Annotated in this window: 19 protein-coding genes and 1 other RNA gene; 7 read left to right on the forward strand and 13 right to left on the reverse strand. The window is 64.7% G+C overall.

Annotation, left to right across the window (positions count from 1 at the left end; translation table 11 throughout):
- Window position 1: 1 nt before the first annotated feature.
- Together QRN25_RS01225 and QRN25_RS01230 are read right to left on the reverse strand one after the other, a co-directional pair.
- The gene (locus tag QRN25_RS01225) at window positions 2-934 is read right to left on the reverse strand and encodes an ABC transporter ATP-binding protein (RefSeq protein ID WP_285016980.1); all 933 of its coding nucleotides are present in this window, start codon (window positions 932-934) and stop codon (window positions 2-4) included.
- Window positions 931-2,046, reverse strand: a complete 1,116-nt coding sequence (locus QRN25_RS01230) for an ABC transporter permease (RefSeq protein ID WP_036523655.1) — start codon at window positions 2,044-2,046, stop codon at window positions 931-933. The genes QRN25_RS01225 and QRN25_RS01230 overlap by 4 nt, the downstream gene beginning before the upstream one ends.
- Window positions 2,047-2,318: 272 nt before the next feature.
- On the opposite strand from QRN25_RS01230, the gene QRN25_RS01235 reads away from it, so the two are divergent.
- From QRN25_RS01235 to QRN25_RS01245, 3 genes are all read left to right on the forward strand, one after another.
- Complete coding sequence (locus QRN25_RS01235; RefSeq protein WP_285017212.1) at window positions 2,319-5,009, forward strand: valine--tRNA ligase; 2,691 nt, start codon at window positions 2,319-2,321, stop codon at window positions 5,007-5,009.
- Between the two features lie 401 nt (window positions 5,010-5,410).
- Window positions 5,411-6,154, forward strand: coding sequence for a 7-carboxy-7-deazaguanine synthase QueE (locus QRN25_RS01240; RefSeq protein ID WP_285016982.1), 744 nt, complete (start codon window positions 5,411-5,413; stop codon window positions 6,152-6,154).
- A complete protein-coding gene (locus QRN25_RS01245; protein WP_285016984.1) occupies window positions 6,151-7,590 on the forward strand; it encodes an MATE family efflux transporter in 1,440 nt (479 codons plus the stop codon). The genes QRN25_RS01240 and QRN25_RS01245 overlap by 4 nt, the downstream gene beginning before the upstream one ends.
- A gap of 1 nt (window position 7,591) precedes the next feature.
- On the opposite strand, the gene QRN25_RS01250 is transcribed toward QRN25_RS01245, so the two are convergent.
- The 6 genes from QRN25_RS01250 to QRN25_RS01275 form a co-directional block, all read right to left on the reverse strand.
- A complete protein-coding gene (locus tag QRN25_RS01250) occupies window positions 7,592-9,253 on the reverse strand; it encodes an ATP-binding protein (RefSeq protein ID WP_285017214.1) in 1,662 nt (553 codons plus the stop codon).
- A gap of 91 nt (window positions 9,254-9,344) precedes the next feature.
- On the reverse strand, window positions 9,345-10,097 hold the full coding sequence (locus tag QRN25_RS01255) for a TIGR02186 family protein (RefSeq protein ID WP_008828323.1): 753 nt from the start codon (window positions 10,095-10,097) through the stop codon (window positions 9,345-9,347).
- On the reverse strand, window positions 10,094-11,008 hold the full coding sequence (locus tag QRN25_RS01260; protein ID WP_008828324.1) for a sulfite exporter TauE/SafE family protein: 915 nt from the start codon (window positions 11,006-11,008) through the stop codon (window positions 10,094-10,096). The genes QRN25_RS01255 and QRN25_RS01260 overlap by 4 nt, the downstream gene beginning before the upstream one ends.
- A 46-nt stretch (window positions 11,009-11,054) precedes the next feature.
- Complete coding sequence (locus QRN25_RS01265; protein WP_285016987.1) at window positions 11,055-11,897, reverse strand: hypothetical protein; 843 nt, start codon at window positions 11,895-11,897, stop codon at window positions 11,055-11,057.
- 239 nt (window positions 11,898-12,136) lie between these two features.
- On the reverse strand, window positions 12,137-13,594 hold the full coding sequence (locus tag QRN25_RS01270) for a glycosyl transferase family protein (RefSeq protein ID WP_285016989.1): 1,458 nt from the start codon (window positions 13,592-13,594) through the stop codon (window positions 12,137-12,139).
- A 101-nt stretch (window positions 13,595-13,695) separates the two neighbouring features.
- Window positions 13,696-14,127, reverse strand: a complete 432-nt coding sequence (locus tag QRN25_RS01275; protein ID WP_285016991.1) for a VOC family protein — start codon at window positions 14,125-14,127, stop codon at window positions 13,696-13,698.
- 95 nt (window positions 14,128-14,222) lie between these two features.
- Here QRN25_RS01275 and QRN25_RS01280 point away from each other — a divergent pair, with 95 nt between their 5' ends.
- On the forward strand, window positions 14,223-14,978 hold the full coding sequence (locus tag QRN25_RS01280; RefSeq protein WP_285016993.1) for an SIMPL domain-containing protein: 756 nt from the start codon (window positions 14,223-14,225) through the stop codon (window positions 14,976-14,978).
- Between the two features lie 53 nt (window positions 14,979-15,031).
- Here the strand turns inward: QRN25_RS01280 and QRN25_RS01285 are convergent, their stop codons facing one another.
- Window positions 15,032-15,796, reverse strand: coding sequence for a TorF family putative porin (locus QRN25_RS01285; RefSeq protein ID WP_285016995.1), 765 nt, complete (start codon window positions 15,794-15,796; stop codon window positions 15,032-15,034).
- A 245-nt stretch (window positions 15,797-16,041) separates the two neighbouring features.
- Between QRN25_RS01285 and QRN25_RS01290 the strand changes: the two genes are divergently transcribed.
- The gene (locus QRN25_RS01290) at window positions 16,042-16,830 is read left to right on the forward strand and encodes a metallophosphoesterase (protein ID WP_502910402.1); all 789 of its coding nucleotides are present in this window, start codon (window positions 16,042-16,044) and stop codon (window positions 16,828-16,830) included.
- Window positions 16,831-16,855: 25 nt separating this feature from the next.
- Here the strand turns inward: QRN25_RS01290 and rnpB are convergent.
- From rnpB to QRN25_RS01310, 4 genes are all read right to left on the reverse strand, one after another.
- Window positions 16,856-17,315: RNase P RNA component class A (gene rnpB / locus QRN25_RS01295), an RNA gene on the reverse strand.
- A 9-nt stretch (window positions 17,316-17,324) separates the two neighbouring features.
- Window positions 17,325-18,029, reverse strand: coding sequence for an N-acetylmuramoyl-L-alanine amidase (locus QRN25_RS01300; RefSeq protein ID WP_036523637.1), 705 nt, complete (start codon window positions 18,027-18,029; stop codon window positions 17,325-17,327).
- A 21-nt stretch (window positions 18,030-18,050) separates the two neighbouring features.
- Window positions 18,051-18,692, reverse strand: a complete 642-nt coding sequence (locus QRN25_RS01305) for a histidine phosphotransferase family protein (RefSeq protein WP_211150325.1) — start codon at window positions 18,690-18,692, stop codon at window positions 18,051-18,053.
- 38 nt (window positions 18,693-18,730) lie between these two features.
- Entirely contained in the window at window positions 18,731-19,123 is a 393-nt protein-coding gene (locus QRN25_RS01310) for a M67 family metallopeptidase (RefSeq protein WP_285017000.1), read from the reverse strand.
- Window positions 19,124-19,141: 18 nt separating this feature from the next.
- Here QRN25_RS01310 and QRN25_RS01315 point away from each other — a divergent pair, with 18 nt between their 5' ends.
- Together QRN25_RS01315 and rpoH are read left to right on the forward strand one after the other, a co-directional pair.
- Window positions 19,142-20,083: an RluA family pseudouridine synthase gene (locus QRN25_RS01315; protein ID WP_036523633.1), complete on the forward strand. Its 942-nt coding sequence runs from the start codon at window positions 19,142-19,144 to the stop codon at window positions 20,081-20,083.
- 90 nt (window positions 20,084-20,173) lie between these two features.
- Window positions 20,174-21,079, forward strand: a complete 906-nt coding sequence (rpoH, locus tag QRN25_RS01320; protein ID WP_036523631.1) for an RNA polymerase sigma factor RpoH — start codon at window positions 20,174-20,176, stop codon at window positions 21,077-21,079.
- Window positions 21,080-21,125 lie beyond the last annotated feature (46 nt).

The raw sequence follows: 21,125 nt of genomic DNA on the forward strand, positions 1-21,125 counted from the left end.
CCTATGCCTCCGACTTCTTGCTGTCCGTGTCGGACGGCGAACTAGCTTGAACCGCCTCGGCGGCCTCATGTTCCGATTTCATGTGTTCCGGCGAGCCTTGAGCGGACATCGGCGGATCGTCCTTGACGGCAAGCGCCGAGTCCTTCTTGGCGTCCAAGGCCGCGCGGCCACGCGGGCCATTGAAGTATTCCTGAATCCACGGATGGTCGAGCGCCAGCAGTTCCGGGATCGTCCCCACCGCGATGACCTTCTTGTCCGCCAGCACCGCCACGCGGTCGCAGATGGCGTAGAGCGTGTCGAGATCGTGGGTGATGAGGAAGACGGTGAGCCCCAGCGTCTCTTTCAACTCGCGCGTCAGGCTGTCGAATGCGGCGGCGCCGATGGGATCGAGGCCCGCGGTCGGCTCGTCGAGGAACAGCAGCTCGGGATCGAGCGCAAGCGCTCGGGCAAGCCCGGCGCGCTTCTTCATGCCGCCCGAAAGCTCGCTCGGGAACTTGAACGCGGCGTTTTCCGGGAGCCCCGAAAGGCGCACCTTGAAGCGGGCGATCTCGGCCCGCAAGCTGTCGGTGATCTCGGGAAAGAACTGCTTGAGCGGGACCTCCACGTTCTCACCCACCGTCAGGGTCGAGAACAGCGCGCCGCCCTGGAACAGCACGCCCCAGCGCGAGCGCAAGTCGATGTCCTCGTCCTCGGTCGCCTCGCCCATCTTGTGGCCGAGCACGGTGATGCTGCCCTCGGCCGGCTGCTGCAGCCCGATGATCGAGCGCATCAGCACCGACTTGCCGGTGCCCGAGCCGCCGACGACGCCAAGGATCTCGCCCTTGCGAACCTTGAGGTCGAGGTCGTCGTGAATGACGTGGTCGCCGAAGGCGCTACGCAGCCCTTCGACGAGGATCGGGTATTCGCCCTGATAATCGTCCGAGAGGTCCGTCATGCCCAACCGATTTTCGTGAAGAAGATGGCGAAGAAGGCGTCGAGAACGATCACCGTGAAGATCGCGGTGACCACCGCCTGCGTCGTGCGCGCGCCGACTTCCTCGGCGTTGGCGGTCACCTGCATGCCCTGGTAGCAGCCCGCAAGCGCCACGATCAGCGCGAAGACCGGCGCCTTGATCAGGCCGATGTAGACGTCGGTGATCGGCACCACTTCCTGCGTGCGCTGCAGGAAGGTCCAGAACGGAATGTCGAGGGCCAGACCACCGATCGTCGCGCCGCCGATGATCGCAAGGACCGAGCTGTAAAAGCCCAGCAGCGGCATCATCAGCATCGAGGCGAGCACGCGCGGCACCACCAGCGCCTGCACCGGCGAAACGCCGATGGTGCGCATCGCGTCCACTTCTTCGGTCAGCTTCATCGTGCCGATCTGGGCGGCGAAGGCCGATCCCGAACGACCCGCGACCATGATCGAGGTCATCAGGATGCCCAGTTCGCGCATCGACAGGCGGCCGGTCAGGTTGATCGTATAGAACTCCGCGCCGAACTGCGCGAGCTGCACCGCGCCCTGCTGCGCGATGACGATGCCGATGAGGAAGCTCATCAGCCCGATGATCCACAGCGAGTTGATGCCCACGTACTGCATGTGGAACACCAGCGCCGTGCCGCGCAGCTTCGACGGCCGGCGGATCACCGCGCCGAGGGCGAGGATCAGTTCGCCCAGGAAGTCGAGCACCTTGACGATGCCCTGCCCCCAGTTCGCCATCAGATCGCCGAGTTCGTCCAACTGACGGGTGATGAAGGGCAGCTTCGGTTCCGGCTCCGCCTCATGCTCGTGCATGTTGCCGATGGCCGCGAAGAGGCGGCGCGCCTGCTCGTTTTCTCCGGTGATCTCCAGCCCGCGCTGGTTGGCGTAGTGCGTGACCAGCCAGGCGCCGGTGGTGTCGATGTCGGTGACGCCGGACATGTCCACGCGGGTGAAATTCCCGCTCAGGCCATGCAGCTTGGCGTCAAGATTGCCCAGCGAATGAACGCAAAGCGGTCCCTTCAGCGCCAGGACATGGTCGGCGCCTTGGTCGTTTTCCGACAGGGTGAATTCAGCCCATTCCCGCATGTTCGCTCGCTTTGGGGGAAAAACCATGGACCGGCAAGATGTTCCATGCTGGCGACGAGATGTGTCACTTTGATTGCACCCCGTCACCCAACACACTTCGTCATCCCAGCGAAGGCTGGGACCGCTGGCCTGTTAATGCCACCTATCGTCAGTACGCCCTGCCGAGGGGTGGGCTTTACGCGGCCAGCGGTCCCAGCCTTCGCTGGGATGACGGGGAATCGTCCTTGCGCCGAAACCCGCCCTTTGGCATGGCCCCGGCCATGACCGACGCCATGACCGACCAGATCGCAGAACCCGCTCTCGACAAGACTTTCGACCCCGCCGGGATCGAGGCCAAGTGGTACGCCCACTGGGAACAGAACAACCTGTTCCGCCCCGAGCGCCCCGACGCCGCGCCCTTCACCATCGTCAACCCGCCGCCGAACGTGACGGGCTCGCTGCACATCGGCCACGCGCTCGACAACACGCTGCAGGACGTGGTGATCCGCTACGAGCGCCTGCGCGGCAAGGATGCGCTGTGGGTGGTCGGCACCGATCATGCCGGCATCGCCACCCAGATGGTGGTCGAGCGCCAGATGGAGGCGAAGCAGGACAAGCGCACCAACTACACGCGCGAGGCCTTCATCGAGAAGGTCTGGGAATGGAAGGCCGAGAGCGGCGGCACCATCACCGGCCAGCTGCGCCGCCTGGGCTGCTCGATGGACTGGAGCCGCGAGCAGTTCACCATGGACCCGCACTTCACCAAGGCCGTGGTCAAGGTCTTCGTCGACCTGCACAAGCAGGGCCTGATCTACCGCGACAAGCGGCTGGTGAACTGGGACCCCAAGCTCAAGACCGCGATCAGCGACCTTGAGGTCGAGACGCGCGAGATCCAGGGCCACTTCTGGCACTTCAACTATCCGCTCTCGGACGGATCGGGCCATATCGAGGTCGCCACCACGCGCCCCGAGACGATGCTGGCCGACATGGCGGTCGCGGTGAACCCCGCCGACGAGCGCTACAAGCCGCTGCTGGAGCGCGGGGCCACCGTCACCCTGCCGATCACGGGCCGCGAGATTCGCATCGTCGCCGACGAGCACGCCGATCCGGAACTGGGCTCGGGCGCGGTGAAGATCACGCCGGGGCATGATTTCAACGACTTCGAGGTCGGCAAGCGCGCCGGGATCGAGGCGCGCGACATGCTCAACATGCTCGATGCCGAGGCCAAGGTCTGCCAGACGGCGGACGGCCTGATCCCGCACCTGTTCCTCGGCCTCGACCGCTTCGAGGCGCGTACCGCCGTGGTCGAGGCGATGAAGGAGCTGGGCCTCCTCATCCCGCACGTAACGAAGGACAAGGAAGGCAACCCGGTCGAGCACGACGCCGAGCCGCGCACCATCGCTACGCCCTACGGCGACCGCGGCGGCGTGGTGATCGAGCCGTGGCTGACCGACCAGTGGTACGTCGATGCCGCCACGCTCGCCATCCCGCCGATGGAAGCCGTGCGCAACGGCTCGATCGAGATCGTGCCCAAGAGCTGGGAGAAGACCTTCTTCAACTGGATGGAGAACATCCAGCCGTGGTGCGTCAGCCGCCAGCTGTGGTGGGGCCACCGCATCCCCGCGTGGTACACCGAAGACGGCGAGATCTTCGTCGCCGAGACCGAGGAAGAAGCGCAGGCGCTCGCGGGCAACAAGGCGCTGACCCGCGACAACGACGTGCTCGATACGTGGTTCTCCTCGGCGCTGTGGCCTTTCGCGACGCTGGGCTGGCCCGATCAGGATTCGGCGCTGCTCAAGAAGCACTACCCCAACGACCTGCTCGTTTCCGGCTTCGACATCCTGTTCTTCTGGGATGCGCGCATGGCGATGCAGGGCATCCACTTCATGAAGGAAGTGCCGTGGAAGCGGCTCTACCTCCATGGCCTCGTGCGCGCGGCCGACGGGCAGAAGATGTCCAAGTCCAAGGGCAACGTCGTCGATCCGCTGGGCCTCATCGACCAGTACGGCGCCGACGCGCTGCGCTTCTTCATGACCGCCATGGAAAGCCAGGGCCGCGACGTGAAGATGGATGAGAAGCGCGTCGAGGGTTACCGCAACTTCGCCACCAAGCTGTGGAACGCCGCGCGCTTCTGCCAGTCCAACGGCATCGTCGGCAGCACCTCGGTTGCGGCTCCGAAGGCGACCTCGGCAGTCAACCGCTGGATCATCGGCGAAGTCGTCGAGACCGTCGCCGCGCTCGACAAGGCGATGGCCGACTTGCGCTTCGACGCGGCCGCCAATGCGATCTACCACTTCGTCTGGAACCAGTTCTGCGACTGGTACATCGAACTCATCAAGGGTTCGTTCGATGACGAGACCAAGGCCGTCGCCGGCTGGGTGCTCGACCAGATTCTGGTGATGCTGCACCCCTTCATGCCCTTCGTCACCGAAGAGCTGTGGAGCAAGACCGGCACCCGCGAGGCCGAACTGATCGTCGCCGCATGGCCCGCGCCCGAGGCTGCGGTGGACGCCGAGGCCAAGGCCGAAGTCGAGTGGCTGATCGCGCTCGTCGGCAACTTGCGCGGCGCCAAGGCGGAACTCGGCATCTCGCCGGGCGCGCGCCTGACCGCGTATCTCGCGGACGCTTCCGCCGAGACGCGCGCCGTGATCGAGCGCAACCCGGCGGTGGTGGACCGCCTCGCCCGTCTCGACGGCATCCGCTTCGAAGCGGCGCCTGCGGGCGCGGCGATGCAGGTGGGAGCGGGCGACGCGATGCTGGCGATCCCGCTCGAAGGCGTGATCGACATCGCCGCCGAAAAGGCCCGTCTGGAAAAGGCCCACGCCGCCTCGATCAAGGAGCGGGATTCGCTAGGCAAGCGCCTCGACAACCCGGCCTTCGCGCAGAAGGCCAAGCCCGAGGCGGTCGAGAAGGCCAAGGCCGACCACACCGCGCATTCCGCCGAGGCGGAGCGTCTGGCGGCCGCACTGGCGCGGCTGGGCTGAGGCCAGCCAAAAACCGCTCGTCCCCCTTGCTCGTCATTGCGAGCGTAGCGAAGCAATCCAGGGCAGCGCCACACTGCCCTGGATTGCTTCGGCCCTGCGGGCCTCGCAATGACGAAAGGTTGGAGATGGGCCTGGAAGGTTGCCTGCTCAGATCGCGGCCGGGTCGCTTTCCTACATAGCGCGCCTCTGACACGATGCGCCCATGTCGATGATCGCTCCGCACAAAGTGACACCCAAGGTTACACCTGCCCCGCACAAGGTGACACATTTTCGCCGCAAGGTGACAGGTTTCGCCTGTAAGGTGACACCTTCAGCCACAAGGTGACACCTTTTCCCTCTGGACCGTGTAAACCGTGTAAACCTGCGTCACCTTACGACACTGAAACCATGACCCTGACCCCATGTTGACTTTGGCCACCACCACCCCCGGCCAGCCGGAAATCTTCGCCTCGCTGCAGGGCGAAGGCCCCTCGATGGGCCGACCGAGCACCTTCGTGCGCCTCTCGCGCTGCAACCTCGCGTGCCAGTGGTGCGACACCGCCTACACCTGGCGCTTCACGGGCGACAACCGCTTCCACCGCGACGACCTCGCCTTCGAACGGCGCGAGAACCAGGTGACGATGGAGGAAGCGGACCTCGCGCAAGCGGTCGCCGATCTGGTGCCCGACCGCCTCGTCATTACCGGCGGCGAGCCGCTGCTGCAGGGCGCGGCGCTCGCCCGCATGGTCAAGGCGCTCGACGAAATCCGCCCCGGCATGCACGTCGAGGTCGAGACCAACTCCACCGTCGCCCCGCACCCCGCGCTCGACGCCCGGATCGACCAGTACAACGTCAGCCCCAAGCTGGCGCACAGCGGCAACCCCGATACCCTCGCGCTGCTGCCCGAACGCCTCGCCGCCTGGGCCGCCGAACCGCGCGCCTTCTTCAAGTTCGTGGTGGCCAGCCGCGAAGATCTCGATGAAGTCATGCAGTTGCAGGAAACCTACGCCATTCCCGGCCAGCGCCTGTTCCTGATGCCCGAAGGCCGCTCCAGCGATGTCATCCGGGAACGGTCGGGCTGGCTGGCGGATTTCTGCTCGCAGCATGGCTTGCGGTTCACGGACCGCTTGCACATCCATCTTTGGGGCGACACGAGAGGCACATGAACGAAGCATCGCCCATCCCGCTGTGCGAGGACAGCTCGACCGCCGACACTCCGCAGGTCGAAGCGCCCGCGCGCCCGGCGATGCGCGGCGATCTCACCAAAGGCCCGATCCTGAAGACGCTGCTGTTCTTCTCGATCCCGATGCTGCTGTCCAACGTGCTGCAGACGCTGAACGGTTCGGTCAACGCGATCTGGGTGGGCCGCCTGCTGGGCGAGAGCGCCTTGGCGGCGACGGCCAACGCCAACATCGTGATGTTCCTCGTCTTCGCCGCCGTCTTCGGCTTCGGCATGGCGACGACGGTGCGCGTGGGCCAGCATTTCGGCGCGCGTGACATTGTCGCGGCGCGGCGCACGTTCGGCACCGGCGTCGGCTTCTGCATCCTGATCTCGATCGCGACCGGCGTGATCGGCTGGTTCGGTGCAGGAGCGCTGCTCGACAAGCTCGGCACACCTGCCGCCAGCCGCGCCGATGCGCTCGCTTACTTGCAGGTGATCTTCGTGACGATCCCGCTGGCGAGCGTGAACATGATCGTCTCGATGGGCATGCGCGGCGTCGGCGATTCCAAGACGCCGCTCTACGCCATGATCTTGGCAGTAGTGCTGGACATCGTGTTTAACCCGCTGCTGATCATCGGCGTGGGCCCGCTGCCGACCTTGGGCGTCGCAGGGTCGGCCATCGCCACCGCCATCGCCAACACCGCCGGCATGGTGCTGCAGATCGTGGTGATCTACCGCAAGGACCTGCCGCTGCGCCTGCGCGGCCCCGAACTCGGCTATCTCACCCCGCGCGGAGAGGACCTTCGCTATGTGCTGGCCAAGGGTCTGCCGATGGGTGCGCAGATGCTGATCGTGTCCTCGGCGGGCCTCATCATGGTGAGCCTCGTCAACCGCGAGGGGCTGGACGCAGCGGCCGCCTATGGCGCTTCGCTGCAACTGTGGAACTATCTGCAGATGCCCGCCTTCGCGATCGGCTCGGCCGTAAGCGCGATGGTTGCGCAGTCGCTGGGCGCCGGGGACCACGGGCGCGTCAGCAAGGTGACGCTGACCGGCATGGGCACCAACCTCGTCATGTCGACCGCCGTGGCCGCGCTGATCGTGGGATTCGACAGGCCGCTGCTGGCACTGTTCCTCGGCGGCCAGAGCCCCGCCCTGCCCATCGCCGAGCATATCCAGGTGGTCTGCACCGCCTCGTTCGTGATCGTGTCGATCACCATGATCCTGACCGGCACGATGCGGGCCTATGGTGCGGTGGTAGCGCCGCTGGTGCTGCTGTTCCTCGGTCTCTACCCGGGGCGCCTCGGCTTCTATGCGTTGGCCCGCCCGTTCATTGGCAGCGAGGCGGTATGGTGGGCCTATCCGGTCGGCTCGTCGCTGACGGTGATCCTGACGCTGGCCTACTACAGCACAGGCCGGTGGCGCAGGGCCTTCAAGGGTTAGTTCAACGCCCCTGCGCCCGCCAGCGCTGCACGGTGCGCAGGACCATCTCTTCCTCGCCGCCGCTGCGGTTCCACAGCTGCGTGAACGAGGGGTCCGCCGAAGCCGGCCGCTTGCGCTCCTCAAGGTCGTCGAACGAAACGCGCATCGGGATCGCCACGCCCTCGCCGCAGACGATGCACTCGCGGTTGCGCAGCGCCGGGATCGAATCGAGGAACCCGCGTGCACCCTCGGGCATGGCGGCGCGCACGAAGGCCTGGTCGCGCTCATTGTTCAGGCGCATCGAGATGATCGTGCCGCACTGCGACAGCACGCCCTCGGCCAGATCGGACGGCCGCTGCGTGATGAGGCCCAGCGAGATCCCGTACTTGCGCCCCTCCTTGGCGATGCGTGAGAGGATGCGACCCACCGACGAGCCATCGGCATTCCGCTCGTTCGGAACGTAGCGATGCGCTTCCTCGCAGACGAGCAGGATCGGCCGCGTTTCCTCCTCGCGTGCCCAGACGGCGAAGTCGAAGACCATGCGGCTGAGCACCGCGACGACGGTGGAGGTGATCTCCGTCGGCACGCCGGAGACGTCGATGATCGAGATCGGGCGCCCGCGCGACGGCAGGCGGAACAGCTTGGAAATGAAGTCCGCCATCACGTCGCCCACCAGCATGCCGGAAAACATGAACTGATAGCGCGGGTCGGACTTCATCTCGTCCAGCTTGTTGCGGATGCGCAGGTACGGCGCGCTGGTATGGCCCTTGTCGAGCTTGCCCATCGCGTTGTTGAGGATGTTGCCAAGGTCGGACAGCAGGTAGGGGATCGGCGAATCCACCGTGATCTTGCCCATCTGCTCGGCCAGCCGGTTCTTCGAGCGCGCCTCCAGCAGCGCCTTGCCGAGGATTTCGGCGTCAAGCTGGCGCTCGTCTCCGCGAGAGGTCAGCAGGATTTCGCAGTGCTCCTCGAAGTTCATCAGCCAATACGGCATCTGCAGGTTCGAGACGTCGAGGATCACGCCGGTATCGCGAAACGCCGCCGCGTACTCGCCGTGCGGATCGACCATGATGATGTGGCCTTCGGGCGCATGCTCGCAGATACGGTGGAGGATCAGCGCGGCGCTGGTCGACTTGCCGGTGCCGGTCGAACCGAGCAGCGCGAAGTGCTTGCCCAGCAGCGCATCGACGTAAAGCCCCGCGCGAATGTCGCGGGTGGGATAGACGTTGCCAACCTGGATCGCCGAGCGTCCGTCGCTGGCGTAGATCTGCCGAAGGTCGTCGCTGGTCGCCGGGTAGACCAGCGCGCCCGGGATCGGGAAGCGCGTGACGCCCCGCCGGAACCCGTGGATGCGGCCGGTCTGGCGCTCCTCTAAACCCTCACCGAGAAAATCGACTTCGGACAGCACGCCCGCCACGCGGCCGTCCTGCTTCTGGTTACGGACGCTGGCCAGCAGCCAGCCGGTGCCGACGCGAATCTTGACCTGGCTGCTCACCTGCCCGGACATCGCCACCGAAGGATCATCCGCCGCGGTAATCTCGTTCAGACGCTCGAGATCGAAGGCGATGCGACTACCCGCGCCGCTCACGTCGAGGACGACGCCGATCGGCTCGAGCCCAAGCGCGACGGCCGGCTCCGCATCGGTCCGGGGGTCTTGAAATCTGTCGAGACCGTCGAGATGCATCCGCTTCGTCAACCCATCGCATTTGTATGGCAACCGATTGCGGTGGCTACCAGCGACGAGGTTAATTTCCGCCTAAAGACGGCATCGTATATCAGATCAGCGCGAAAAGACGCCCGGCCAGCCAGCCCATCGCCACCGAAACGAATACCGCCAGCAGGCCATAAGCGAAGCCGTAATCCTCCGCGAAATTGGCGATGGCGCGCTCGATACCGAGCTTACGCACTTCAACCTGGCTGCTCGCCGACGCGACTACCCTACCCTTGGAAATGGCGAAAGTTTCTGCGGTATAGATGCCCGTCGGCACGCGCGAGGGCAGTTCGATCCGCGCCTGGTAAAGCACCTGCTCCTTGACCGTGACGCCGCCCTCCTCCTCGCGGTAGAGCCCGATCCGGCGGTTGAGATCGACCAGCCCCGAGGAGAAACGCGCCTGTTCGTCCGGATCGATCGCGCCGATCGGCGACAACTGCAGCCACTTGAGCCCAAGCTCATAGATCGCCGCCGTCTTGTCATCGACGATGTCGGCGATCGGCCGGCTCGAGGCGATGGCGTAGTAGCTCGGCGCGCTTCGCAGTTCGGTGCTGGCGGCGTTGATCCAGACGCCCGCGACCTTCTGCTTTTCGCGCAGGACGATTGACTGGGTCGGCCCCTTGAGCACGACGACGATGTCGTAGTCCTGCGCCGCGCGGGAGCCTTCCGGCGTCAGCACCGCACCGAAGAGCAGCAGTTCGGTGCCGGTAAAGCCCTGTTGCAGATCGACTTCGTGCTGCGAGACTTCGGGTACGAGGATCGGATCGCGCGCGCCGGTCAGCGCGACGAGCGCCAGCAGTGCGAGCCACACCCTCACAGCGGCGCGACCGTATAGATCTCGTCAGGCCGATAGCCGAGGCCCAGCGCCATGCGCCCGGCGACCAGCAGCACGATGACGGCGAGGATCAGGCGCAGTTTCACCGGGCTGGCCTTCTGCGCGAACTGCGCGCCGACCTGAGCGCCGGACACCGAGCCCAGCAGCAGCAGCGAGGCCAGCACGATATCGACGGCGTGAGTCGTCAGCGCGTGCATCATCGTCGTCGCCATCGTCACGAAGAGGATCTGGAACAGCGAGGTGCCGACGACGACATTGGCGCTCATGCCGAGAATATAGAGCATCGCCGGGACCAGCACGAAGCCGCCGCCGATGCCCATCAGCATCGTCAAGATGCCGGTCCCGATCCCCAGCAGCAGCGGCGCCAGCGGCGAGATGTAGAGGCCCGAGCGGTAGAACCGCCAGCGCATCGGCAGGCTGGCGACCATCGGGTGATGGCGGCGCTTCCTGGCGGCGATGGGAATCCCGGTCCGCTCGGCGCGGATCGACTGGATACTCTCCTTGGCCATCAAGCCGCCGATCGAGCCGAGCAGCACGACGTAGAGGATGTTTATGACCGTATCGATCTGCCCCAGCCGCTCGAGCAGGTTGAACAGCAGCGAGCCGAGCCCGGTGCCCATGATGCCGCCGGCCACCATGACCGCGCCCATCTGGTAATCCACTCCGCCCCGCCGGGTATGCGCAAAGACGCCCGAGACGCTGGCGCCGGTCACCTGGCTGGCTGCCGATGCTGCGGCGACTGTGGGCGGGATACCGTAGAAGATCATCAATGGGGTCGTCAGGAACCCGCCGCCCACGCCGAACATGCCCGAAAGCACGCCGGTCAGCGCCCCCAGCGCGACGATGATGAGGCCGTTGACCGAAAGGTTGGCGATGGGGAGGTAGACGTCCATTGCCCCCACTCGCTACCGCAGCATGGCGTCGCGGAAAAGGCGCGTTTCAGAATCCTGCGGATAGCGTGAGGGCGGGGCCGGAGCCGGGCACGGCGTCACCCGCAAGGCGGAAGCGCCAGTCCACCGCGACCCGCCCATTGATGCCGCGCCCGAGCGGCATCGCAACCGAGGCGGTCGGTCCCGCATCGAGCCGCGCCGCGCCCTTCTGCGCTCCGCCCCAAAGTCCTCCACCGATCCGCACGTCCGCTGCCCGCACAGTCAGCAATCCCCGATCCGCTCGGAACTGACCGTCAGCGAACATTGTCGCGTAGCGCCCGGCGACATATCCTGCCTGCGCGTAGACCTCTCCTCGGAAGCCGGCGAGCAGCGGGAATAGCGGCAATTCGGTGATCGCCATCGCTGCGCCCTGTACCCGGCGCTGCCCCATCTGGTCGGTCATCCGCCCCTCCAGCGCCGCGACGACAGGCAACGCAGTGATCGGCCGGGCCGACAAACCAACTGCCGCCGTGGTTTCTCGGATTTGCCCGGTCGTCGAGGTGCTGCGCAAGTAGACCGTCGGCCGATGCCTACTGGCCAATGCCAGCCGGTAGCGCAGCACTCCGCCCGCCTGACTAGCGCCGTAAGTCCCGGGAATCGCCCCAGGCGAAGCTGGAGCACCGGAACTGTCCCGTCGCATCAGCGCCCATGCGTCCATCGACCAGCGGCGCGGCCGCCAAGGCACGATCGGCAGCCCGGTCGGCTGAGGTGCGGCGACCGTCCCGGGCACGTCGGGTGCGTAGAAACGCGGCAAGGGCTGCAAGGCGCCAAAGTCCTCGCGCAAGTGCGGCATGATCGACAGAGCGGAAATGCCGGACGACACCGCAGGCGCGGCCGGCGCGGAATAGGTCATGACATAACGCACCGCAGGCCGGCCAACACCAAAATCGGGCGCAACGTCATAGGCTCTAGGATCATCGCCGGCATAGCTCGGAAGGGACTGGAGCCCTAAGCCGACTTCACTACCCGCAACGACGGCTGGCGCGGCCTTTGAGACCAGCGGTTCCCATGTCGCAGCGCGCCCTCCAACCCAGCCCCCCAACAAGGCCAGCAGGGCCAGAAGTGGATGCCCGCGTGAAATCGCTCCGCCGCTCACGACGCAGCCAGCCTTGAACGGGTCGGCGCCAACTCAAGCAGCGTCGGGTGCCCGACGTGCTCGGTCTTCTCCCAACGTACGGGATTGCCCCTCAAGGTCATCACATAGCTGAAGAGCGCGCGGCGGCCCGCCAGAATGGCGATTGCGTTGGCAACGACGATACGCGGAATCGCGCCAAGCCCTTCGACCAGCCCGTATTCGCGTGCGGTGAAGAAGCACCGCAAGCCGCTTCGCCAGACGAAACTCACCAGGCAGATGGCCAACAGCGCCTGCAGCAAAGGCGAAAGCTCCGTGCCTTGTACGAGCCCTTCACGTTCGGCCAGTTTCAATGCCGCCTCGATCAGCAGCAACCCATAACCGCACGCGAGGATCAGGGCCGTGAGCGGGCCACGCCGGTCCCTAAGTGCCATCCACTGGTCGATAACTCCGCTGCCCCAACCAAGCCGGTCCCACCCCTGGAACGAAATCCCGTGAATCCACCGCGATTTCTGACGCACAGCGTCGGCCAGCTTTGACGGGAAGTAGGCCCGCGTCGCGACCAATCCGCCAGTCTCGTCACGAACCCTCAAGAAGCGCGAAGTTCCGCCTTCCCGCTGCACCAGCAGCCCGAGTTCGTAGTCTTCGGTAAGGCACTCGGCCGCGAACGGGCCGCCGTCGCGACCGCGACGAAGCGCAATGCGCGCGATCATATCGCGCGAAAAGCCGCACGCTACGCCTGCCGCCGGCATCGCTGCTCCCAGCGCATCGCGAACGACCATGGCCTTGCCGTGCGACTCGGCGAACTCATCGGCATAGTGCGCCGCGATCCATGGCGAGGCTGGCTGCAGTTCGGGGCGCACGGGAAGCTGCGCGAAGTCTGCCCGGCGCAGCGCCCGGTCGATCACGGCGAGTTCCGCCGGATGCACCATGTCCTCCGCGTCGTGGAGCACGACGGATCGATAGCGCCAGCCATAGCGAAGCTCGTCAGCGCAGAGCGCGGCGTAAATTCGATTGAGGCAATCCGCCTTGGTAGTCGGCCCTGGGCAGTCGCCTATCACCATACGAACCCGCAGGTCACCGCCTGCCGCAGCGGCGACCGCCGCGATCGTATCCGGATCGTTGCAATAGCAGCCGAGGTACAGTGTGAACTCGTCCTGCCGCCAATTGGCCAGCGCATGGCGAACCGTGTGCCCAATTACTTCTGCTTCCTGCCAGGCAGCGATCAACACGGCGGCGCGTCCGGAAAGCGGTGCGGTGGCTTCTGCCTGCGTGATGCGCGAATCCGGCGAGCGTCCCGTCAACCGAAGTCCGATCCACAACGCGTCGATCATGAATTCGTCCAAGGCGCCAAGGACAAGCCAGAATGCCACGAACAGCAGCAATTCCTGCTCGAACGCCTGCACATGGGCGACGATATCAATGAGCGCCTGCGATCCCCGCACTTCGTCCCCCAGCCACGGCCAGTGGTCGATCATCCCCTACGATCGACCACTGGGCGCAGACTATGGTCAGGGACGCTCTCTTCGCAAACGCGAAGGCACGCCGTTTCAGAAAGTTAACGGCGGCTTGACGATACTCACCAGGATCCGACGTTGGGCATGCTCGCCCACGGCTCGGCAGGTTCGAGATGACCATCTTGCAGCAGTTCGATGGAAATGCCGTCCGGCGTGCGCACGAAGGCCATGTGACCATCGCGCGGCGGGCGGTTGATGGTCACGCCGCCGTCCTGCAACCGCTGGCAGGTCTGGTAGATATCGGACACCTGAAACGCGAGGTGACCGAAATTGCGACCGCCGGGGTAAGCCTCAGCCGATCCATCCTCTGCAGGCCAGTTGTAGGTCAGTTCGACCTCCGCCTCTTCCTGCCCCGGCGCGGCAAGATAGATCAGCGTGAAACGGCCTTGTTCGCTGGAGAACCGGCGCGTTTCCTTGAGCCCGACGAGTTCGAAAAAACGGATGGTCTCTTCCGGATCGGTCACGCGGATCATGGTGTGGAGATAACGGGTCATGGAAGGGCCTTCTTCATTTCATCGACGTTATGGAGCAATTCATCGCACATACAGTCGCCGACATGCATGACGCGGCGGCGATCAGGGAGAGTGCGATGAGCGAAGATAGTTCCGTCGAAAATCAGCACAAGGGCATTGCCCGCCTCGGAGGTTTAACCGGTCGATGGTTGGCGAGCGCGACGATCCTGGCGGTGGGCATCGTCATCGGCGGCTTCGCATTGGGTGACGGCATCAAACGGGCGCAGCGCGCGGACCGTGCGGTCACGGTCAAAGGCCTCGCCGAACGTGACGTCACCGCCGATCTCGCCACCTGGACCATCAGCTATTCCGCGACCGCACCCGATCTTGCCACCGCGCAGGCGAGCGTGGACCGCGACACCGTGCAGATCGGCGCATTCTTCCGGGAACTCGGCTTCCCGGCCGACGCGCTCCAGCCCACCGGCGTCAACGTCAACCAGACCAAGGACAATGGCGTCGTCAGTTTCACCGTGCGCCAGCGTGTGAGCTTGCGCACCACCGACATAAAGCGCGCGCAGAATGCCGTGCGCCGCCAGTTCGACCTCGTACGGCGCGGCGTGATGCTCGAGGAAGGTTCGGGCATGGCGTATACCTTCACCCGGCTCAACGGCATCAAGCCGGAGATGGTCGCCGCCGCGACCCGGGATGCGCGCTCGGCCGCCGAACAGTTCGCCAAGGACAGCGGCGCCGAAGTGGGCGCGATCAAGAACGCCGCTCAAGGCTACTTTTCGATCGAGGCGCGGGACGGCGATTCGGGCGGTGGCTGGGGGCAGTCCGACACGCCTTACAAGAAGGTGCGCGTCGTCACGACGATCGACTTCTACCTGAAATGAGAAAACCCGCCCGGATCGTTCCGGACGGGCCCCCTCCTGCTATGCGTTGACGATCAGAACGCTGCGGTCAGCGTCGCGACGACGGTGTCGTCGGTGTAGCTGTCGATGCTCGGACCGCTGACGCCGACGTAGGACAGGCTCACCGAAAGCGGGCCGTAAACCGTAGCCGAAGCGCCGATCGACCAGTCGATGCCGGTCTTGTCGGCGTTGCAGTAGTAGCACGGAGCCAGCGCGCCGTCGGTGTAACCGACATGGCCCGAAACCGTCAGCGGCGTGTTCGGAATGCCGATATCGACGTTGGAGTAGACGTAGAGGTTGTCATGCTTGGCCGTGCCCGCGAAGTTCGGCAGTGCCGTCTGCTTCCAGGCGTAGTTGGCGCCGACCTTCACCTTGGCCGGGCCGACTTGGCCGGATACCGATGCGTAAGGCTCGAAAAACTCCGCGCTACCGACGTGGCCGTTCGGGTAGGCATAGTAGAGCAGACCCGCATCGAGCGTAACACCGGGCGTTACTTCGCCGGTCCAGCCGCCGAAGATGTCGAGTTCAGTGCTGCCGTAGGTGGAGCCGAGGTCGATCGAAGAGCCCCAGGTTGCGATGTAGAAGCCGCTGGCGTGCGACACGGTAATGCCGCCCTGGATCGCAATGTCGCCGCCCGACTGCGAGACGCCGCGGAAGCGGTAGTCGCTGGTCAGGGCCGCGCTGCCGGTGATCGTGATTTCCTTGGGCGCCTCGGCGTCCTGCGCAAATGCCGAAGTTGCGGAAAGCGCAGTGCCCGCAAGGAGAGAGGCGGCGACGACGCCGCGGACGGACAAGAGCATGGTGTTTCCCTCACAAATTTATTGTCTTTGATGCTTCGTCCCACCTGCGTCCGCTGCATGGAGCCTCGTTCCGGACTTCGATTGCAGCGGCACAATATTGCTGCACTGCAGCTAGACGGGGCACAAGAAAAATTTCAATTCAGAAACATTCAGGAAATGATGTGTGGATTTTTTGTCACTGCAACCTCTGGTGGTTCCTACGGGTTGTGCAGTTGAAGGGTGCGGTTTATACCGCAGTGCAATAAATGCTGAACACGATACGAAAGCTCATGGGCCGGGCCGACCAACGGCGAGCCCCTTCGATCCCCTCAGGTGAACGGGTCTATGCCGTGGGCGACATCCACGGCCGTGCGGATCTCTTCGAAGATCTCATCCACACCATCGAGCGGGACGATGCAGCACGGGGACGTGCCCACACGACCGTCGTGTTGCTGGGCGATCTCATCGACCGGGGCGACGACAGTGCCGGGGTCGTGGCGCGCGCACGCCAGTGGGGCCAGGAGCGCGAGGTCGAGTTCATCCAAGGCAATCACGAGGAAATGCTGCTGGTTGCCAGCAAGGATGCCGATGCCATGCGCGGTTTCCTCAAGTTCGGCGGGCTGGAGACGATCCTGTCCTACGGTATCGACAAGGACACACTGCTCGCAGCCGATGCCGAAGAGATGCAGCGCCTGATGAACAAGGCGATTCCGCAGGACGACTTCGACTTCCTCGACAGCTTCAAGAAGATGCACCGCGTAGGCGACTACGTGTTCGTCCATGCAGGTGTCCGCCCCGACACACCGCTCGAACACCAGCTCGGCCGCGACTGCCGCTGGATTCGCGAGCCTTTCCTGAGCCATCGCGGCGATTTCGGGGCGTTCGTGGTGCATGGGCATACGATCACGCCTGAACCGGACGAGCGCGGCAACCGCATCGGCATCGACACCGGCGCATTCCTTCACGGCACGCTGACTGCCCTCGGCCTGCAAGGAACCGACCGCTGGTTCCTGACCGCGAGCGACAATGCTGCCGGCTGCAGCGAAGCTGCCTGAATAGCCGGAATTTCAAGGCCCTGAATGCGCCGGGGAGCCTGTAAGCCGGGTTCTGTTCCTGGCGTGGTCTCCCAAGAGAGGGACCTTACGCCGCGGCGGCAGCCATTCCTCTAGGCGAGACATCGCTGCCTCGCTCAAGCGACCAACCCGGGCTGCCTGGGTTCGAAACGAACCCGCCGATCTCCCCCGCTTTCGCGAGACGCCGGCGCGCAGCCCCTATTCGGTCTTGCTCCGGGTGGGGTTTACCAAGCCGCTTACCGTTACCGGCAGCGCGGTGCGCTCTTACCGCACCCTTTCACCCTTACCTGCTTTCCGAGGAAAACATCGGCGGTTTGCTCTCTGTGGCACTTTCCCTAGGCTTCGGACGGTCTGAAAACCGCCCTCGCCCGGCAGGCGTTACCTGCCACCCTTGTTTCGTGGAGCCCGGACTTTCCTCGCGGTCATCCAAGTTTCCTTAGCGACCCCGCGGCTGCCCGGCTCCCCGGCGCGGGCGGTCACCTAGCACGGCCGGTATCGCGTTCCAACAGCAGTTCGAACAGGATACCGCCGATTTCTCCATCGATCTCGCCATCCATGAAGATCGGGCGCCAGCGGCGCTGAAACGCGGTGACGGCGGCCCGCCCGTCGGTGATGTCGTAGCCGAACCGCTCCAGCGCCAGATAAAAGGCGCCGGGGTTGTCGTAGAAAAGGTTCATCTTCGCCTGGGGAATCTCCAGCGCAAGGCCGAGTTCGCCAAGACGGTTCCAGTCGAAGTATTCGCCCGGGTCCTGCTTGCGGGCAGGCGCGATATCGGAGTGCGCGACCACGTTGGCCCGGGGAATGTCGTGCCGGTCCATGATATCCGCCAGCAGCGGCAGCAACGCATCCATCTGCGGTTCGGGAAACGGACGATAGCCCCATTCATGTCCGGGATTGACCAGTTCGATGCCGATACTGGCCGAATTCACGTCTGTCTCACCGCGCCAGTAGGAACGGCCCGCGTGCCAGGCCCGCTTGTCTTCAGGAACGAGTGAGGTGACCATCCCCTCCTCGTCGATCATATAGTGGGCAGAGACTTCGGCGGCCGGATCGCACATCCGCTCCAGCGCCTCCTCGGCCGACTTCATGCCGGTATAGTGCAGCACGACCATAGTGATCGGCAGCTTGCGCTCGTTCCAGTTGGGGGAGGCGACGGTGCGATTGACGAGCCAACGGTTCATCTTCGTCGCGCCTCCTTCCCGTCAGGCCCTTGGCAGCATCGCGCCAAGCACCAGCGCATCGTCCGCCAGCGCGAACTGAAGCTGGCCCTTCAGCTCCACCGCTAACTGGCGCAGCATCGCGGCAGGCGCGGTGCGACTCGACAGTTCGCCCTCTGGCAAAGCGCCTTCGAGCGCTGCGCCGACCGAACGGTCGAAAGCGATGCGCGGACCGGCCGCGCGCACGACCAGTTCGCTGTGATTGTCGCGATATTCCGCCGCGATCTCCAGCGTGCCGCCGCGCGGCAGCGCTTCAAGGCCGATCAGCGCGAAGTTGAGCAGTGTCTTGATCGCCGCCTTCGGCAGCGAATCGCTCGGCAGCGCCCAGGCCAGCGTGACGCGCGGATTGTTCGCCACCAGCGCATCGACGAGAACCTTGGCCTCGCTCACCGCCACCATCTCGCCGAAGCCGCCCGCCGCACCGAAGGCCAGGCGGAAGAACTTGAGTTTGTCGGTGGAAATCCTCGCGCTCTGGTCAAGAAGTTCGAAGCAGCGCTGGCGCATCTCCGGGTCTTTCTCGTCCGCAAGCAGTTCAAGGCCATTGGTCAGCGCGCCGACCGGGCTGAGCATGTCATGGCAAAGGCGCGAACACAGGAGGCTGGCAAGTTCGATCGAACTCGTGGTCATGGGCTTGGGCTGCTCTTTCGTACTTCTGACGCGGCCCCCTATTCGACGACGCGGAACGGCAGGGCCTCGAATCCATTGGCGTTATCGCGCCAGAAAGCAACCTCGCTCTCCGAGATGATCGCCCAGATGCGCGAATCCCCGGTGGAATGTTGCCGATCGGTCGCCGAAGGCACGCAAATCCCCGTAGGATGAGAGTGATAGTAGCCGATCACTTCCGGCCCACCCGCCCGCGCTTCCTTGTGCGCCGCCAGCAGCACGACGGGGTCGATCTCGAAGTGAACATGGCGGTTTTCCGCCAGATTCGCCGCAGCCCGCGCTTCGTCTATCCGTTGACCGCGCCCAAGCAACAGTCCGCAGCATTCTTCGGGAGCAGCGCTGCGCGCATCTTCATGCAATGTTGCAAGAACACCACTTGTCAGTTCGACGATCATCCCCAAATCCTACGCGCAATGGGGGCGCTTACAAACATCATCGAAGGCGAAGTCGCCAGTGGCGGCCGGATCGACAAGGCCCTGGCCGAAGTCAGCGGCCTGTCGCGCGAACGCATCAAGGCGCTGATGGGTGAAGGCCGCGTCTCGCTCGCCGGAAAGCCCGTAGCGCAGGCATCTCTGAAAGTGGATGCCGGAACACCGTTTGCCATCGACGTGCCCGAGGCCGCGCCCGCCGAAGCGGTGGCGCAGGACATCCCCCTCGCCGTCGTCTACGAGGACGAGCACCTGATCATCGTAGACAAGCCCGCCGGACTCGTCGTCCACCCGGCCGCGGGCAATCTCGACGGAACGCTGGTGAACGCCCTGCTCCACCACTGCCGGGGCCAGTTGTCCGGCATCGGCGGCGTGGCGCGCCCCGGTATCGTCCACCGCATCGACAAGGACACTTCAGGGCTGCTCGTCGTCGCCAAGACCGACAAGGCGCACGAAGGGCTGGCCGTCCAGTTCGCCGATCACTCGATCGAACGCGCCTATCACGCCGTCGTCGGCGGCAGGCCGGTGCCGGTAGCCGGAACCGTGCGCGGCGCGATCGCCCGATCGTCGCATGATCGCAAGAAGATGGCGCTGGTGGAGGACGGGCGCGGCAAGCACGCGGTCACCCATTTCCGTACCCTGGAAGCGCTGCGCGGCGCCACTCTTGTCGAATGCAGGCTGGAGACGGGACGAACCCATCAGGTCCGTGTTCACATGGCGTCAATCGGTCATGCGCTATTGGGAGACCCTGTTTATGGGCGAACTCCTTCTCCGCTTCGACCGATTCTCTCCCGACTCGGTTTTTCCCGCCAGGCGCTCCACGCTGCGGAACTCGGGTTCGTTCACCCCGTTTTACAAGAAAGGGTCCATTTCGCCAGTCCTTTGCCCGACGATATGCGGACACTGATCGACGAACTGCGACACTGAAATCGCAAATCCATGCTAACGTATAGAGGTGGTCACAAGCTAAGACGCCTATAAAGGGTCCTAGACCGTGTACCGACCTAGAAAGGACGGATGATCGTGAGCAATAATCGAAACCTGCCGAGTGTCCCGGCTTTGGGCGGTGAGCAAAGCCTCAACCGCTACCTGTCGGAGATCCGCAAGTTCCCGATCCTGGCTCCTGAGCAGGAATACATGCTGGCGAAGCGCTATTCGGAGCATCAGGATCCGGAAGCTGCAGCGCAGCTCGTCACCAGCCACCTGCGACTCGTTTCCAAGATCGCCATGGGCTATCGCGGCTACGGCCTCCCCGTGTCCGAGCTGATTTCCGAAGGGAACATCGGCCTGATGCAGGGCGTCAAGAAGTTCGAGCCCGAGCGCGGCTTCCGCCTCGCGACTTATGCGATGTGGTGGATCAAGGCCTCAATCCAGGAATACATCCTGCGTTCGTGGAGCCTCGTGAAGATGGGCACCACCGCCGCGCAGAAGAAGCTGTTCTTCAACCTGCGCCGCATGAAGAAGAACCTCGACGCCTACGAGGACACCGACCTGCACCCCGACGACGTCGCCAAGATCGCGACGACGCTGGGCGTCTCGCAGACCGAGGTGGTCAACATGAACCGCCGCATGATGATGGGCGGCGATGCCTCGCTCAACGTCTCACTGCGTGAGGAAGGCGAAGGCCAGTGGATGGACATCCTGCAGGATGACCGCCCGCTGCAGGACGAAACCGTCGCGGATGCCGAGGAAGCCTCGGTGCGCCACGACATGCTGATCGAGGCCATGGGTTCGCTCAACGAGCGCGAGCGCGACATCCTGACGGAGCGCCGCCTGACCGACGATCCCAAGACTCTGGAGGAACTGAGCCAGGTCTACTCGGTCAGCCGCGAGCGCGTGCGCCAGATCGAGGTGCGCGCCTTCGAGAAGCTGCAAAAGGCGATGAACCGCATCGCCGGTGAGAAGCGCCTGCTCCCGGCCTGATCCGGAGCAACCAGGCGTAACGAGAGGCCGGGCCGTCCGCGAGGAT

This window comes from Novosphingobium sp. fls2-241-R2A-195 (assembly GCF_030209485.1).
Taxonomy (GTDB): Bacteria; Pseudomonadota; Alphaproteobacteria; order Sphingomonadales; family Sphingomonadaceae; genus Novosphingobium; species Novosphingobium resinovorum.

Excerpts from the sequence above, each read along its gene's own strand:
- QRN25_RS01225 (WP_285016980.1), bottom strand. The coding sequence starts at position 934 with ATGACGGACCTCTCGGACGATTATCAGGGCGAATACCCGATCCTCGTC.
- QRN25_RS01230 (WP_036523655.1), bottom strand. The coding sequence starts at position 2,046 with ATGCGGGAATGGGCTGAATTCACCCTGTCGGAAAACGACCAAGGCGCC.
- QRN25_RS01235 (WP_285017212.1), top strand. The coding sequence starts at position 2,319 with ATGACCGACCAGATCGCAGAACCCGCTCTCGACAAGACTTTCGACCCC.
- QRN25_RS01240 (WP_285016982.1), top strand. The coding sequence starts at position 5,411 with ATGTTGACTTTGGCCACCACCACCCCCGGCCAGCCGGAAATCTTCGCC.
- QRN25_RS01245 (WP_285016984.1), top strand. The coding sequence starts at position 6,151 with ATGAACGAAGCATCGCCCATCCCGCTGTGCGAGGACAGCTCGACCGCC.
- QRN25_RS01250 (WP_285017214.1), bottom strand. The coding sequence starts at position 9,253 with ATGCATCTCGACGGTCTCGACAGATTTCAAGACCCCCGGACCGATGCG.
- QRN25_RS01260 (WP_008828324.1), bottom strand. The coding sequence starts at position 11,008 with ATGGACGTCTACCTCCCCATCGCCAACCTTTCGGTCAACGGCCTCATC.
- QRN25_RS01265 (WP_285016987.1), bottom strand. The coding sequence starts at position 11,897 with ATGACCTATTCCGCGCCGGCCGCGCCTGCGGTGTCGTCCGGCATTTCC.
- QRN25_RS01270 (WP_285016989.1), bottom strand. The coding sequence starts at position 13,594 with ATGATCGACCACTGGCCGTGGCTGGGGGACGAAGTGCGGGGATCGCAG.
- QRN25_RS01275 (WP_285016991.1), bottom strand. The coding sequence starts at position 14,127 with ATGACCCGTTATCTCCACACCATGATCCGCGTGACCGATCCGGAAGAG.
- QRN25_RS01280 (WP_285016993.1), top strand. The coding sequence starts at position 14,223 with ATGAGCGAAGATAGTTCCGTCGAAAATCAGCACAAGGGCATTGCCCGC.
- QRN25_RS01285 (WP_285016995.1), bottom strand. The coding sequence starts at position 15,796 with ATGCTCTTGTCCGTCCGCGGCGTCGTCGCCGCCTCTCTCCTTGCGGGC.
- QRN25_RS01290 (WP_502910402.1), top strand. The coding sequence starts at position 16,042 with ATGCTGAACACGATACGAAAGCTCATGGGCCGGGCCGACCAACGGCGA.
- QRN25_RS01300 (WP_036523637.1), bottom strand. The coding sequence starts at position 18,029 with ATGAACCGTTGGCTCGTCAATCGCACCGTCGCCTCCCCCAACTGGAAC.
- QRN25_RS01305 (WP_211150325.1), bottom strand. The coding sequence starts at position 18,692 with ATGACCACGAGTTCGATCGAACTTGCCAGCCTCCTGTGTTCGCGCCTT.
- QRN25_RS01310 (WP_285017000.1), bottom strand. The coding sequence starts at position 19,123 with ATGATCGTCGAACTGACAAGTGGTGTTCTTGCAACATTGCATGAAGAT.
- QRN25_RS01315 (WP_036523633.1), top strand. The coding sequence starts at position 19,142 with ATGGGGGCGCTTACAAACATCATCGAAGGCGAAGTCGCCAGTGGCGGC.
- rpoH (WP_036523631.1), top strand. The coding sequence starts at position 20,174 with ATGATCGTGAGCAATAATCGAAACCTGCCGAGTGTCCCGGCTTTGGGC.